Consider the following 14574-nt stretch of genomic DNA (forward strand, 5'->3'; position numbering starts at 1 on the left):
CACTGGACAGCGTGGGAGTAGCGTCGCCGTCGTGAGACTGGGCATCAACCTCGGCTACTGGGGCACCCGAGGCACCGACGACCTCGTGACGATGCTCGCTCTCGCTCAAGCCGCTGACACCGCCGGCTATGACATCGCGTGGCTGTCGGAGGTCTACGGCTCGGACGCCCCAACTCTGGTGGCGCATCTCAGCGCGCACACCAGTCGCCTCCACTGGGGGACCGCCGTGATGCAGATCCCCGCGCGCACCCCGGCGATGACGGCGATGACTGCCGCCACCCTCGACCGCATCACCGGCGGACGGTTCTGCGTGGGCCTCGGCGTCTCGGGTCCGCAGGTCAGCGAGGGCTGGCACGGCGTCCGCTTCGACGACCCGCTCGGCCGCACCCGTGAGTACGTCGACATCGTGCGCCGTGCACTCGCTCGCAAAAGCGTCGACTACGACGGCGATCACTTCCAGCTTCCGTTGGCCGGTGGCCAGGGCAAGGCGCTGCGCCTCCTGCTGCGTCCCGAGCAGAAGACCGTGCCGATCTATCTCGCCTCGATCGGTCCACGCAACCTCGAACTGACCGGAGAGATCGCCGACGGTTGGCTCGGCATCTTCGTCAGCCCGGAGCACCTGCACGAACAGCTCGAACACCTGCGCGCCGGTCGCCATGCCAACAGCCACGACGTCAACAGCCACGACACCGACGGCCCCGGCGATCTCGACGGCTTCGACGTCGCCGCGTCCGCCAACCTCAGCATCGCCGATGATCTCGACATCGCCGCCGATCGCCTGCGTGACAACGCCGCCCTGTATGTCGGCGGCATGGGCTCGCGGCGCAGCAATTTCTACAACGCCCTCGCCGGCCGGATGGGGTATGCCGATGCTGCCGCTGCGATCCAGCGGTTGTACCTCGACGGCCGACCACGGGATGCCGCGGCAGCCGTGCCCCTTGGTTTCATCGGGCAGACTGCCCTGGTCGGACCCCGTGAGCGCATCGCACCACGACTACATGCCTACGCCGATGCCGGAGTGACGACTCTCAACATCACGCCGTATGGCGACAGCCTCGACGACCGGATCGCATCGGTGCACGCACTGGCCGAACTCATGCAACAGGAAGGATTGCGCTGACCAGCGCGAATCTGCAATGGCCACAGTCCTTCTCGTCCGGCACGGCCGGACCTCGGCAAATTCCGGCGGTGTGCTCGCTGGATGGACACCCGGCGTCAGCCTCGACGACACCGGCCGCGAACAGGTCGACCGCCTGCGGGCCAGGCTGGCGCAGCTGTCGATCGTGCGGCTCGTCGCCAGCCCGCTGCAGCGCTGTCAGGAAACGGCTCAGCGGCTCGTCGACGGCCACGACGTGCGAATCGAGCGCGACGACCGGTTGGGGGAGTGTCACTACGGTGCCTGGACCGGTCGGAAGATCAGCGAGCTGGCCAAGGACCCGCTGTGGCGCACCGTCCAGGACCACCCTTCCGCTGCGACCTTCCCCGACTCGACCGACTACCCAGCCGAGTCATTGCGTGACATGCAAGCCCGTGCCGTCGCGGCCGTCCGCGAGGTCGACGCGCAGGTCGAGCGTGACTCCGGCCCCCACGCGCTCTGGATCGCTGTCTCGCACGGAGACGTCATCAAGGCACTCGTCGCCGACGCGATGGGAGCCCACCTGGACGAGTTCCAGCGGGTCGTCGTCGGACCGGCATCCCTCAGCGTCATCCGGTTCACCCAGCGACGGCCCTTCGTCATACGCGTCAACGACAACTGCGGGCGCGTCGACGACCTGATCCCAGCCAAACCACACGACGGTGACGCCACCCCTGGCGGCGAGACCGACGCGGCGCCGGAGGATTAGGGTCGGTCCATGCCGATCTTCGAGTTCACCCGGCCGGACCGGTTCATCGCCGGCACGGTGGGGCCCCCTGGTGGTCGCACCTTCTTTCTCCAAGCGGTGCAGGGCCGCCACGTCATCTCGGTGTCTCTGGAGAAGGAGCAGGTCGCAGTCCTCGCCGAACGCGTCAACGACCTGCTCGACGAACTCTCCGTGGCCGACGACATCCCGGCAGCTCCGCAGGACAACGACCCGCTGACGACCCCCATCGAGGACGAGTTCCGGGTCAACACCCTCAGTTTGGCCTGGGAGCCCGAGCAGGAGGTTCTGATCATCGAGTGTCACGACCGGCAGGTCGAACTCGAGCCGACCGAGGACGGCGAGGACATGCTCGAGGTGACCGACCCTGACGCCAGCATGGTGCGGGTCGTGCTCGGTCCCGCCCAAGCGCGCGAGTTCGCCCGGCGCGGCCTGGCATCCGTTGCCGATGGGCGCCCACCCTGCCCGTTCTGCGGCGGCCCGCTCGATCCGACCGGACACATCTGCCCGCGTGCCAACGGATACAAGCGCTGAGCACATCCTGCAGCTGCTGCAGGATGGCGAACTCGAGGTCGAAGGCCGGCTGACCGACGCATCCAACACCGTGCTCCGTGTGTGGGCGGAGGTGTCCGGTTCACGAATCCCAGCTGTTTACAAGCCAATTCGCGGAGAGCGTCCACTGTGGGACTTCCCCGACGGGACGCTCGCCGCACGAGAGCGCGCGGCATACCTGGTGTCGGTGGCTGGCGGCTGGAGCTGCATCCCTCCGACGGTTCTGCGCGACGGGCCGTTCGGCGAAGGCTCGGTCCAGCAATGGGTCGGCGCTCTGGACGAGCGCGAGGATCCGGACCTGTTGCGCGTCGACCCGCCTCGTGGCGTCCCGAGCGGCTATCTGCCGGTCGTCGGGCTCAGCGACGAGGATGACGCGCCACTGGTCGTGTCGCATGCCTCGGACAGACAACTGCGCGACATCGCGCTGCTCGACATCGTCCTCAACAACGCCGATCGCAAAGGCAGCGCCCTGATCCCCGAGGCCGACCGGCTGTATGCCGTCGACCACGGCCTCACCCTGCACGAGGAGGACAAACTCCGCACCGTCCTGTGGGGATTCGCCGGATCCCGGCTCCGCACCGACGAAATCCAGCGCCTGTCGGAGCTGCAGGATGCCGTTGCCGGAACCCTCGGGCAGCAGCTGCGAGAGCTGGTCACCCGCGCAGAGCTCGAAGCGCTGGAGGCGCGAATCGCCATACTGCTGCGTCAGGCTCGATTCCCCGAACCGCCGGATCACCGGCATCCGCTGCCGTGGCCGTTGTGGTGACCCAGATACCCTGCAACGCGTGACGATCGCTCCATGGCCCGCCCCGCAGTTGCCAGTCCTGGTCGGTGAGGGCCCGGCGCTCGCCCTGCACTCCGAACGCGACGGTGCTGCTCGGATCCTCCAGGTCGACGGCACGGCGACGATGTACGTCTGCGGAATCACGCCGTATGACGCAACCCACCTCGGCCACGCCGCCACCTATGTCACGTTCGACCTGGCCAACCGCGTGCTGCGCGACGGGGGGCATCCGGTGCGCTACGTGCAGAACGTCACCGACATAGACGACCCATTGCTCGAGCGTGCCGCCCGCGACGGTGTCGATTGGCGCGAACTGGCGACCAGCGAGATCGCGCTCTTCCACGACGACATGAGCGCACTACGTGTCCTGCCGCCGGACCACTACGTCAGCGTCGTGCAGTCCATGGACCGCCACGTGGCGGTGATCAACGACCTGGTCGCCAAGGGCGTCACCTACACCGTCGAGACACCCGATGCCGTCGATGGTGCCGACGTCTACCTCGATCTGTCGACGCAGACCAGTTTCGGGTCGGTCAGCGGATGGGACCGCGGCCAGATGTTCGAGGTCTTCTCCGACCGTGGCGGGGATCCCGACCGCGCAGGAAAGCGCGACGCCCTGGACCCGCTGCTGTGGCGCGCCGAGCGCGAAGGCGAACCGGCCTGGGACGGCGGTCCGATCGGCCGTGGTCGTCCCGGCTGGCACGTCGAGTGCACCACCATCGCTCTGGACCACCTCGGCATGGGCTTCGACCTACAGGCCGGCGGCACCGATCTGATCTTTCCGCACCACGAGATGTCCGCTGTGCAGGCAGTCGCTCTCACGGACACCACCCCCTTTGCGCACGCGTACGCACACCAGGCGATGGTGGCCTACGACGGCGAGAAGATGAGCAAGTCCAAGGGCAATCTCGTACGCGTGTCGCAGTTGCGCCGCGCCGGTGTCGACCCGATGGTGATCCGGCTCGTGCTTCTCGACCAGCACTACCGCAGCCCGTGGGAGTACACCGACCAACTGCTCACCGATGCTGAAAAACGTTGGCACACATGGCAGTCCGCCCTTACAACCGGTGGCGATGAGGGTGCGGACGAGTTGGTCACGACGATCCGTCAGGCACTGGCCGACGATCTTGATTCGCCGACTGCCGTAGGTGCTGTCGATGCATGGGCCGCGACGGCACCGCAGGCCGGGAGCCCTGCGGTGATGGTGCGCGAGGCGCTCGACGCGCTGCTGGGACTCGCGGCCCACGACTGACACCGGACGGTTCCTCGCGATCGGCCGTCCCGCACGATCTGCTGTCGAACGCCGGCCTTTCGAGAGCTGGATCTCTGACCCGGCACTTCGAGCACAGCGGTCTCGAGCGGTCGCTGGTTTCACTTGTCCGTCTTCTTTCGTCGTCGGCCCGCCGATGTCACCGTTCCGCCGTATGGTGAAGGAATGACCGATGCAATCGTCGCTGGCTACGTCATACGTGCTCTGACCGATGACACGTGGGATGCGTTCGCGCGCATGGTCGATCGCACCAACGGCATCTTCGGCGGCTGCTGGTGCACGTGGTTTCACACGATGAGTGGCGAGAAGACCGGCGACGCGCAGTCCAACCGTGACCTCAAGCGTCGCCTGGTCGCCGAAGGTCGCGCGCATGCCGCCTTGGTGTTCGACGGTGAGGATGCCGTCGCCTGGTGCGAGTACGGCTCGGTCGACGAACTGCCGAACATCTACCACCGCAAGCAGTACGAGCAGGAGTGCAGCCGGGTGCCGAACCATCGGCTGACCTGCATCTACGTCGACAAGAAGCACCGTAAGCGGGGCCTGTCAGCGGTTGCCCTGCAGGGTGCTGTCGATCTCATTGCAGCTGCCGGCGGCGGTCGCACAGAGGGATACCCGCAGGACCTGCCCGAAGGTAAACGAGTGTCAGCATCCTTCCTCTACAACGGAACTCGCCGGTTGTTCGAGCAGGTCGGCTTCACCTACGACCGCCCAAAGGGACAGAACCACTGCGTCATGGTGCGAGACATCGCGCCCGCTCACTGAAGCGCGCATCCGCCGGCCCGGAGCATCCGGCATGGCCGGTGAAACCGAGAACTGACCCCGGATCCCACCGGGCGGCATCCCGTCGATCAGTCGTCGGTCTCGCGCCGCCGCAGATATCTCTCGAACTCCCGCGCGATGGCGTCGCCGCTGGCTTCGGGCAACTCGGTGGTGTCCTGTGCCTCCTCCAGGGAGTGCACATAGTCGGCTACCTCCTCGTCGGAAGCAGCCAACTCATCGACGCCGTGCTCCCACGCACGCGCCTGGTCGGGCAGGTCGGCGTGGCCGATCAGCGAGTCCAGCAGTTCCTCCAGCCGGGTCAGCAGCGCCAGCGTCGCCTTGGGGGACGGGCTGCCGCCGGCGTAGTGCGGCACCGCGGCCCAGCACGACAGCGTCGGCAGCAGCGCCTTGTTCGCGGCATCGGTCACCACGCCGACGATCCCGGTGGGGCCTTCGTAGCGACTCGGTTCGACGTCATACCGCTGGCGTGTCTCGTCGTCCTCGGCGGTCACCGTCACCGGGATCGGCCGAGTGTGCGGCACATCGGCCAGCAGCCCACCGAGCGTGATCACCATGGCGACCTCGCAGTCGACGGCGAAGTCGATGATCTCGCGGGTGAAAGACAGCCACTTCATCGACGGCTCAATGCCCTGGACCAGAAGCACGTCACGGTCCAGCGGCGTGTCACGTGCCAGGAAGATCTTTGTGGTGGGCCAGCTGACCTCACGGTTGCCGGGCTCACCGCTGACTCTGGGCCGGTTGACCTGGAAGTCGTAGTAGATCTCGGGGTCGACCGCAGCGATCGGAGTGGCGTTCCAGGTGCCGATCAGATGCGCGATCGTCGCCGACGCAGTTTCGCCGGCGTCATTCCACCCCTCGAACGAGGCGATCATGATCGGGTCGCGCAACAAGGGCACGTCCTCGAACTCGATCACCTGTGGACCTCCTGACATCGGGCGGCGGCTGAACCGCCCCAAGCTTAGGCACTGGACGAGCGCCACGGACCAGGTATGACGAACGCTGGCGTGTCAGGCGAACGCGACGGCCGTGCCGGCCCCGCTAAAATCGAGGTGACCTCGCGCCTTCGGGCGCGTTTTGGCGAAGGGAACCCCGACAGTGAGCAGCCGCTCCGACAATGTCCGCACGCTCGATCGCTCCGAGCCGCAGCGCGACGACTCTCTGGTCCGACCGGACTGCACCGCCGAACTCAGCGAGGCGATGGCACAGCGGGTGCTCCTGCTGGACGGTTCGATGGGCGTCTTCATCCAGCGACACAAGCTGTCCGAGGAAGAGTTCCGTGGCGAGCGGTTCGCCGACTGGTCTCAGGACGTCAAGGGCAACAACGACCTCTTGTCGCTGACCCGGCCGGAGTTGATCCGCTCGATTCACGACGACTACCTGCGCGGTGGCGCGGACATCATCGAGACCAACACCTTCAGCGCACAACGCATCTCGATGGCTGACTACGGGATGCAGGACCTCAGCTACGAACTCAACCTCGAGGCTGCCAAACTCGCGCGTGATGCCTGCGATGCCGTCGCGACGGCCGATCGCCCGCGCTATGTGGCGGGTGCGCTCGGCCCCACCAACCGCACGGCATCCATCTCGCCCGACGTCAACGATCCGGGCGCCCGGAACACCTCGTTCACCGAGCTCGTCGACGCCTACCTCGAACAGGCGAACGGTCTGGTCGACGGGGGCAGCGACCTGCTGCTGGTCGAGACGATCTTCGACACTCTCAACGCCAAAGCGGCGATCTTCGCCATCGAGACCTTGTTCGAGGAGCGTGGCCGCAGGTGGCCGGTCTTCATCTCCGGCACGATCACCGACGCGTCCGGGCGCACGCTGTCCGGGCAGGTCACCGAGGCCTTCTGGAACAGCATCCGGCACGCCCGCCCACTCGCAGTGGGCTTCAACTGCGCTCTCGGGGCAGCCGACATGCGCCCGTATGTCGCCGAACTTGCCCGAATCGCAGACTGTTTCACGTTCTGCTATCCCAACGCCGGTCTGCCCAACGCCTTCGGTGAGTACGACGAGACCGCGGAGGAGATGGCCGAGATCGTCGGCGGCTTCGCAGCTGACGGCCTGGTCAACGTGCTCGGCGGTTGTTGTGGCACGACCCCGGAGCACATCGCCGCGATTGGCGAGCGCGTCGGCAGCGCGACTCCCCGGGTGCCGGCGACGACGGCGCCCGCGCTGCGGCTCTCCGGCCTCGAACCACTCAACATCACCGAGGACTCGCTGTTCGTCAACGTCGGCGAACGCACCAACATCACGGGGTCAGCCCGCTTCCGCAAGCTCATCAAGGAGGGCGACTACAACACCGCTCTCACGGTCGCCCGGCAACAGGTCGAGGCCGGCGCGCAGGTCATCGACGTCAACATGGACGAAGGCATGATCGACGGTGTCGCGGCCATGGACAGATTCTGCAAGCTGATCGCGGCGGAGCCCGACATCTGCCGGGTGCCGGTGATGATCGACTCCTCCAAATGGGAGGTCATCGAGGCCGGCCTGCGGTGCGTTCAGGGCAAGTCGATCGTGAACTCCATCTCGATGAAGGAGGGTGTCGTGCCGTTCATCGAGCGAGCGCGACTGTGCCGCAAGTATGGCGCCGCGATCGTCGTCATGGCCTTCGACGAGACCGGCCAGGCGGACACCCTTGAGCGTCGCAAGGACATCTGCGGGACGGCATACAAGATCTTGACCGAGGAGGTCGGATTCCCGGCCGAGGACATCATCTTCGACCCGAACATCTTCGCGGTGGCCACCGGCATCGAAGAACACGCCAACTACGGGGTCGACTTCATCGAGGGCACCCGCTGGATCAAGCAGAACCTCCCGGGAGCGCTGGTGTCCGGCGGCGTCTCGAATGTCTCGTTCAGCTTCCGCGGCAACAACCCCGTGCGGGAGGCGATTCACTCGGTCTTCCTGTTCCACGCCGTGCACGCAGGGATGGACATGGGCATCGTCAACGCCGGAGCCCTCGTCGTCTACGACGAGATCGACCCGGAGCTGCGCGAGCGCATCGAGGACGTCGTGCTCAACCGTCGCCCGGACGCCGCTGACCGGCTTCTCGAAATCGCCTCCGAACACAACAGATCCAGCGAAAAGGTCGACGACGGCACCGCGAACCAGTGGCGCGCCCTGCCGGTTCGCGAGCGCATCACTCACGCGTTGGTCAAGGGCATCGACGAATTCATCGTCGACGATACCGAAGAGATGCGGGTCGAACTCGCGGAGGCAGGAGAGCGGCCGCTCAACGTCATCGAAGGCCCGCTCATGGACGGCATGGGCGTGGTCGGCGACCTGTTCGGCGCGGGCAAGATGTTCCTGCCGCAGGTGGTGAAATCGGCACGTGTCATGAAGAAGGCCGTCGCCCACCTGATCCCGTTCATCGAGGCCGAGCGCAAGCCCGGTGACGCCGCGCACACCAACGGCAAGATCGTGATGGCGACGGTGAAGGGCGATGTCCACGACATCGGCAAGAACATCGTCGGCGTGGTCCTGCAGTGCAACAACTACGACGTGGTCGACCTCGGAGTGATGGTTCCCGGGCAGAAGATTCTCGATGCCGCCAAGGCAGAGAACGCAGATCTCATCGGGTTGTCCGGGCTGATCACGCCGTCGCTGGACGAGATGGTGTCCTTCGCTCAGGAGATGGAGCGGCAGGGGCTCGACATACCGCTGCTGCTCGGTGGTGCGACGACCTCGCGCGCGCACACCGCCGTCAAGGTCACGCCGAAGTACCACGGCCCGGTGGTGTGGGTGAAGGACGCATCGCGCTCCGTGCCGACGGCGGCCGCGTTGCTGTCGGACGAGCGACGGGATGCCTTCATGGCCGACGTCGACGCCGATTACGAGTCCATCCGGCGCCGTCACGCGGCCAAGAACACCGACCGCCCGCTTGCGACGTATGACGAAGCTCTCGAGCGCCGCACACCCATCGACTGGACCGGCTATCGGCCACCGCGGCCTCGATTCCTGCTGCAGCAGGCGCGCGACGTGTGCGACGGGCCGACCTGCGACCACCCCGGTGGCCACGTGTCGTCCTACACCCGCACGTTCACCGCGTACTCCCTGGAGACACTGCGTGAGTACATCGACTGGCAGCCGTTCTTCAACGCGTGGGAGATGAAGGGCCGCTATCCCGACATCCTCAACAATCCGGCGTCCGGCGAAGCGGCACGCAAACTCTGGGACGACGCCCAGACCATGCTCGACAAGCTCATCGCCGACCGGTGGATCGAGGCCCGTGGCGTGGTCGGCTTCTTCCCGGCCGCGGCGGTCGGCGACGACATCGAGGTCCACACCGACGAGACACGTCGCGAGGTGCGCACGACCTTGCACTCGCTGCGGCAGCAGGGTAAGCACCGTGAAGGCGTACCGAATCGCTCCCTGGCCGACTTCATCGCACCCAAGGACACCGGGCTGCGTGACTACATCGGTGGCTTCGCGGTCACGGCCGGCATCGGCGTGCAGGAGCGGGTGCAGGCATTCAAGGACAGCCTGGACGACTACAGCGCCATCTTGCTGGAGTCGTTGGCCGACCGCCTCGCGGAGGCCTTCGCCGAACGCATGCACGCCGTGGTGCGGCACGAGTTGTGGGGCTACGCACCCGAGGAAGCGCTCGACAACGCCGACCTGATCGCCGAGAAGTATGTCGGCATCCGTCCCGCGCCCGGCTACCCCGCCTGCCCGGATCACACCGAGAAGCTCACGCTCTGGGAGCTGCTTGACGCCAAAGCGCAGACGTCGGTCGAGCTCACCGAGTCGATGGCGATGTGGCCGGGAGCATCGGTGAGCGGCTGGTATTTCTCGCACCCGCAGTCGCAGTACTTCGTCGTGGGTCGGCTCGGGCAGGACCAGGTCACCTCTTACGCGGAGCGCAAGGGCTGGTCGATGGCACAGGCCGAGAAGTGGCTGGCGCCGAATCTGGGTTACGAGCCGGAGGACTGATCATCGAGACAGCGATGCCCTCGGCCATCTCGAGCCGCACCCTGCCTGCCGCCATCCTGTGGGACATGGACGGCACGATCGTCGACAGCGAACCCTTGTGGATCGCCGCCGAGCATGAGCTCGTCGAGTCGTATGGCGGTCGGTGGAGCCAGGAGCTGGCGCTGCAATGTGTCGGCAATCCGTTGCTGGAGTCGGCGCGCATCATCCGTGACAACAGCCTGGTGACGCTGACCCCGGAGCAGATCGTCGACTACCTGCTGGAGCGCGTGATCGCCGGCATGCGCCAGGAGTTGCCGTGGCGCCCCGGCGCACGCGAGTTGCTCGAGGCCGGCGTTGCCCGCGGCATCCCGAATGCGCTGGTGACCATGTCGTATCGCTCGTTCGCCGACGTGCTGGTCGATGCGGTCCCTGCCGGCACGTTCGCCGTGCTGGTGACCGGCGATCGTGTTGCCAACGGCAAGCCGCACCCGGAGGCTTATCTGACGGCCGCGGTCGAACTCGGCGTCACCCCGGAACACTGTGTCGCAATTGAGGATTCGCTACCTGGTGTCACGTCGGCCACCGCCGCGGGGATTCCGACGATCGCGGTGCCGCACGTGGTGTCGCTTCCGCCGATCGACGGCGCCACCCAGGTCGACTCGCTCAGCAGCCTGGACATCACCACGCTCTGGTCTGTCGCCACCGGCAACTGAGGCGCTCCCACCGGCGCTGATCACTCCTCGGTAGGTGCGACCTCGCCGGCGCGAACCGGGTCCAGTGCCAACTGCACCGCATGCGCCGGCAGCGGCGGGGGAGTGCCGCCCCACTCGGGGCACAACGCCTTGTGGTCGCACCAGTCGCACAACCGTGTCTTGTTGGCCCGCCAGTCACCGGTCTGTGCGGCGCGCTCGATGGCCGACCACAACGCCTTCACTTTGCGCTCGGTCGCCAGCAGGTCGCGCTCCTCCGGCTCGTAGCGGACGATCTCGCTGTTGCCGAGATAGACCAGCTGCAACATGCGAGGGATCACCCCGCGGGTGCGCCAGAGGACAAGTGCGTAGAACTTCATCTGGAACAACGCCTTCGCCTCGAACAACTCCGAGGGCGAGCGTCCGGTTTTGTAGTCGACCACGCGCATCTCGCCCGTGGGCGCCACGTCGAGCCGGTCGACGTAGCCACGCAGGGTCAGCCCGTCGACGTCGGCCTCGACATACAGCTCGCGCTCGGCGGGCTCGAGCCGTGTCGGATCCTCCAACGCGAACCACCGGTCGACGAGCACCGCCGCATCGGCCAGCCAGGCTGCCAGTTCGGTGTCGGTCTCGCCTGCGAGCACAGCCACGTCCGGGTCGCGCTCGATCATCTGCCGCCACTGTGGGTCGATCAACTCGTGCGCGGCCTCGACGGTGCGCTGCCCGGCCGGAACGTCGAACAGCCGCTCCAACACCGCATGCACGAGCGTGCCGCGTGCGGCAGCAGCACTCGGCGGCTGCGGCAGCCGGTCGACGACCCGGAAGCGGTACAGCAGCGGGCACTGCATGAAGTCGGATGCGCGGCTCGGCGACAGGGCCGCCCGTCGCGGCGCGGGTGCATCGGCGGCCGGATCTGCAGTGCTCACAGCGTCATCCGCAGTCGCGGCCTCGCGTTCGGTGGTCATGTCCAGCTCCGTCATACCGCTCAATCTAGGGCCCGGCACCGACAGGGGGACGGATCAACCCAGGTCTCGACGACCGACTGCCCATGAGCCCAAGGCCACCACGATCACCGCGGCGAGCAGGAACACCAGGCTGAGGTGCGTCGGGAATGCCGCGCCGATCTGAGCCGGCACGTGCGCGTGAGGGGAGATGTCGCGCAGCCACCGTGGAGCTGCCAACAATTCGCCCAGCGGCCCGAGCAGAAGGTCCGCCACGACCGCCAGCCACCCCACCCGGATCCACGCAGCATCGAGGCCGTATGCGGCGAACGCCACTGCCGCGACGGCCATCGTCGGTGGCCATTGCGCAACAACGGCTCCGAACATGGCGGCAGCACCCGCAGTGTGGCCACCCGACAAGGCCGCGCCCAGCATCATTCCCGCGGCGCTCAGCAGCATCGTCAAGGCAGCCGCGGCAGCCATCACGACAGCGGCGACCAACCGCCGCCGCGGCGAGACTCCCGTCGACAGCAGCACTTCCGCATGCCCGGCGCGGTCGGCGTCGCGTAGCGATGCGCTGACGGTGACCGCGGCGGCCGTGGCGGCGACCGCGACGAACGCGATGACCGTGTTGAGGACAGCAGTGACCAGATCGACGTGCGCACCCGCTGCGCCGCCGCCGAGTTTTCGAACCAGATCGCCCGTGCCGCCAGAACCGACCAGGTCACCGATCGAATTCGTGAGGAGGCCGACCAGCACGCAATATCCGAACGCACCGGACAGCCACGGCGTCAGCGCCGCGCCAGTGGTCCGAACCGTCACCGTGAAGATCGAAACCGGCCACCACGCAGTCGGGCGTCCTGGTTTCGAAGCGATGAGACCAGCACCCAGATCGCGCCGCCGCGCGATCGTCGCGGAGGTCCAGACCCCGGCCCCGAACACCAGCAGGCACGGCAGGACCGGCGCCACAGATCGAGCACCGAACGGATCGACGTGTTCGGCCCACCCAAGCGGCGACACCCAGACCAACCAACGCCACGTGTCGTCCGCATCCCCGATGCCTCTCAGGAGATAGGCGGTCAACATGAGCGACGACGAGACGGCGATGGAGGTGCGAGATGTCGTCACCACCTGATCGACCACCAGCGCCACACCGACCGCCATGAGGCCGGCACAGAGGAATTGAACCGTCACGAGCGCAGCCGAACCGGCAGAGACGCCGACCACGGCGCTGGTCACGCCTGTCAGCACGGCACCTGCGATGGCGGCCAGACCGGCGACGACCGCCGCGGCCACAACGGGTGCGGCTGAACCGACCGCACCGGCGCGCACGAGTTCCAACCGGCCGCTCGACTCGGGACCGCGCAGATTTCGCGTCACTGTCGCGGCCGCGATGACCGCAGCGATCAGCAGGGCGAACATGCCGATGCGCCATACGGCAATCGGACCGATACCCGAGGTGTCACGCAGACTCCCGAGCAGGATCCGAAAGACGGGGTTCGCACCGGCGCCCGTGGCCAGAGCCTCCCGCGATGACCGGTCGGGATACAGCGGCGCGAGCGACGCAGCAGTCGCGGCCAGGAGCACCGGCACGACCAGCACACCCACGGGAGTCGCCATCCGCTCGGTGCGCAGCGCGAGCCGGATCAGGTCGGATGTGCCGGCGAGCGCGTCGCGCCACGGGGAGGAACGGCCCTCCTCGCCGATGCTGCCGGTGCTGGTCATCGATCCGTGCCGTCGTAGAACCGGAGGAACAACTCCTCCAACGTCGGCTGGGTGACAGACAGGTCCACAACTCCGGCGGATGCGAGCGCGGCGACGGTCGGCCCAAGCATCGCCCGGGTGACCGAGAAGCTGACCCGGTGGTTCGCCGGGTCCGATGCCGGGCCGACAACGAAGTCAGACACGCCGTCCGTGCCGTCGAGCGGACTCGGGTCACCGCGGATCTCGGCTTCGACACGGACGGTGCTGACGTGCCGCAGCCGGGCGAGTTCACCGGCCTCGACGGTCTTGCCGGCCCGGATGATCGTCACCGTGTCGCACAGCTTCTCAACCTCGCTGAGGATGTGGCTGGACAGCAATACCGATGCCCCGGCAGCAGCCGCTTCACGCACACAGTCGGCGAAGACGTTCTCCATGACCGGGTCGAGTCCGGAGGTCGGTTCGTCGAGAATGATGAGTTCGGTCGGTGCGGCGAAGGCTGCGACCAACACCACCTTCTGCCGATTACCCTTGGAATACGTGGAGATTCGTCGCGTCGGATCCAACTCGAACCGTTCGAGCAAGTGGCTCACTGCGGTCTGGTCACGTCGGACGTGCCGCATCCCGAGGAGCAGATCGATGCATTCTCCACCGGTCAGGCGTGGCCACAGGGCCACATCACCGGGCACATATGCCAGTCGGCGATGCACGGCGGCGGCGTCCCGCACCGGATCAGCCCCCAGGATGCGCACCGTGCCGGCGTCCCTGTGGACCAGGCCGAGCAGCACACGGATCGCGGTGGATTTACCCGCGCCGTTCGGTCCGAGGAAGCCGGCGATCTGACCCTGCGGCACACGCAGGTTCATTCCGTCGAGCGCGCGGTGTGTTCCGAACGACTTGACCAGGCCTTCGATCTCGATCGCCGGAACTGCTGAGGACGTGGGCGCCTTCTGCAGATCGCCGTCGGGTCGATCCGCCATACGTTCCCACCTCGTCTCGCGTCGTCTCGACGATCACCGGACGGCCGCAGACCGACACTTGGACCCGAGGCTCATTGTCGGCAGGTTAAGCACCTGCTTCGGTA

General features: G+C 66.9%; 12 protein-coding genes. 8 read left to right on the forward strand and 4 right to left on the reverse strand.

Annotation, left to right across the window (positions count from 1 at the left end):
* The first annotated feature begins 31 nt into the window (after positions 1 to 31).
* The 6 genes from BKA23_RS07705 to BKA23_RS07730 all read left to right on the forward strand — a co-directional run bounded on the left by BKA23_RS07705 (position 32) and on the right by BKA23_RS07730 (position 5227).
* Positions 32 to 1120 (forward strand): LLM class F420-dependent oxidoreductase, encoded by a 1089-nt coding sequence (locus tag BKA23_RS07705; protein ID WP_145226975.1) that lies wholly within the window; start codon positions 32 to 34, stop codon positions 1118 to 1120.
* Positions 1121 to 1136: 16 nt separating this feature from the next.
* Positions 1137 to 1844, forward strand: a complete 708-nt coding sequence (locus BKA23_RS07710) for an MSMEG_4193 family putative phosphomutase (protein ID WP_145226977.1) — start codon at positions 1137 to 1139, stop codon at positions 1842 to 1844.
* A 9-nt stretch (positions 1845 to 1853) separates the two neighbouring features.
* Positions 1854 to 2393: a DUF3090 domain-containing protein gene (locus tag BKA23_RS07715; protein ID WP_145226979.1), complete on the forward strand. Its 540-nt coding sequence runs from the start codon at positions 1854 to 1856 to the stop codon at positions 2391 to 2393.
* Positions 2371 to 3177, forward strand: a complete 807-nt coding sequence (locus BKA23_RS07720; protein ID WP_211841622.1) for an SCO1664 family protein — start codon at positions 2371 to 2373, stop codon at positions 3175 to 3177. Before BKA23_RS07715 ends, BKA23_RS07720 begins: the two co-directional genes overlap by 23 nt.
* 25 nt (positions 3178 to 3202) lie before the next feature.
* On the forward strand, positions 3203 to 4447 hold the full coding sequence (mshC, locus tag BKA23_RS07725; RefSeq protein WP_145228329.1) for a cysteine--1-D-myo-inosityl 2-amino-2-deoxy-alpha-D-glucopyranoside ligase: 1245 nt from the start codon (positions 3203 to 3205) through the stop codon (positions 4445 to 4447).
* Between the two features lie 183 nt (positions 4448 to 4630).
* Complete coding sequence (locus tag BKA23_RS07730) at positions 4631 to 5227, forward strand: GNAT family N-acetyltransferase (RefSeq protein WP_145226983.1); 597 nt, start codon at positions 4631 to 4633, stop codon at positions 5225 to 5227.
* Positions 5228 to 5313: 86 nt separating this feature from the next.
* Here BKA23_RS07730 and BKA23_RS07735 read toward each other — a convergent pair whose 3' ends face one another.
* On the reverse strand, positions 5314 to 6159 hold the full coding sequence (locus BKA23_RS07735) for a PAC2 family protein (RefSeq protein WP_145226985.1): 846 nt from the start codon (positions 6157 to 6159) through the stop codon (positions 5314 to 5316).
* Positions 6160 to 6442: 283 nt separating this feature from the next.
* On the opposite strand from BKA23_RS07735, the gene metH reads away from it, so the two are divergent.
* Both metH and BKA23_RS07745 read left to right on the forward strand, forming a co-directional pair.
* Entirely contained in the window at positions 6443 to 10180 is a 3738-nt protein-coding gene (metH, locus tag BKA23_RS07740; protein ID WP_145228331.1) for a methionine synthase, read from the forward strand.
* Between the two features lie 14 nt (positions 10181 to 10194).
* A complete protein-coding gene (locus tag BKA23_RS07745; RefSeq protein ID WP_145226987.1) occupies positions 10195 to 10872 on the forward strand; it encodes an HAD family hydrolase in 678 nt (225 codons plus the stop codon).
* Positions 10873 to 10892: 20 nt separating this feature from the next.
* Here the strand turns inward: BKA23_RS07745 and BKA23_RS07750 are convergent, their stop codons facing one another.
* From BKA23_RS07750 to BKA23_RS07760, 3 genes are all read right to left on the reverse strand, one after another.
* Complete coding sequence (locus tag BKA23_RS07750; protein ID WP_246104603.1) at positions 10893 to 11696, reverse strand: RecB family exonuclease; 804 nt, start codon at positions 11694 to 11696, stop codon at positions 10893 to 10895.
* Between the two features lie 171 nt (positions 11697 to 11867).
* Positions 11868 to 13514, reverse strand: a complete 1647-nt coding sequence (locus tag BKA23_RS07755) for a hypothetical protein (protein ID WP_145226989.1) — start codon at positions 13512 to 13514, stop codon at positions 11868 to 11870.
* On the reverse strand, positions 13511 to 14470 hold the full coding sequence (locus BKA23_RS07760; RefSeq protein ID WP_145226991.1) for an ABC transporter ATP-binding protein: 960 nt from the start codon (positions 14468 to 14470) through the stop codon (positions 13511 to 13513). Before BKA23_RS07760 ends, BKA23_RS07755 begins: the two co-directional genes overlap by 4 nt.
* Positions 14471 to 14574 lie beyond the last annotated feature (104 nt).

The organism is Rudaeicoccus suwonensis (assembly GCF_007829035.1).
Taxonomy (GTDB): domain Bacteria; phylum Actinomycetota; class Actinomycetes; order Actinomycetales; family Dermatophilaceae; genus Rudaeicoccus; species Rudaeicoccus suwonensis.

What these genes read in the sequence shown, in the direction of transcription:
- BKA23_RS07745 (WP_145226987.1), top strand. Translation starts at nt 10,195, where the DNA reads ATGCCCTCGGCCATCTCGAGCCGCACCCTGCCTGCCGCCATCCTGTGG.
- BKA23_RS07730 (WP_145226983.1), top strand. Translation starts at nt 4,631, where the DNA reads ATGACCGATGCAATCGTCGCTGGCTACGTCATACGTGCTCTGACCGAT.
- BKA23_RS07710 (WP_145226977.1), top strand. Translation starts at nt 1,137, where the DNA reads ATGGCCACAGTCCTTCTCGTCCGGCACGGCCGGACCTCGGCAAATTCC.
- BKA23_RS07750 (WP_246104603.1), bottom strand. Translation starts at nt 11,696, where the DNA reads ATGCAGTGCCCGCTGCTGTACCGCTTCCGGGTCGTCGACCGGCTGCCG.
- BKA23_RS07760 (WP_145226991.1), bottom strand. Translation starts at nt 14,470, where the DNA reads ATGGCGGATCGACCCGACGGCGATCTGCAGAAGGCGCCCACGTCCTCA.
- BKA23_RS07755 (WP_145226989.1), bottom strand. Translation starts at nt 13,514, where the DNA reads ATGACCAGCACCGGCAGCATCGGCGAGGAGGGCCGTTCCTCCCCGTGG.
- BKA23_RS07715 (WP_145226979.1), top strand. Translation starts at nt 1,854, where the DNA reads ATGCCGATCTTCGAGTTCACCCGGCCGGACCGGTTCATCGCCGGCACG.
- metH (WP_145228331.1), top strand. Translation starts at nt 6,443, where the DNA reads ATGGCACAGCGGGTGCTCCTGCTGGACGGTTCGATGGGCGTCTTCATC.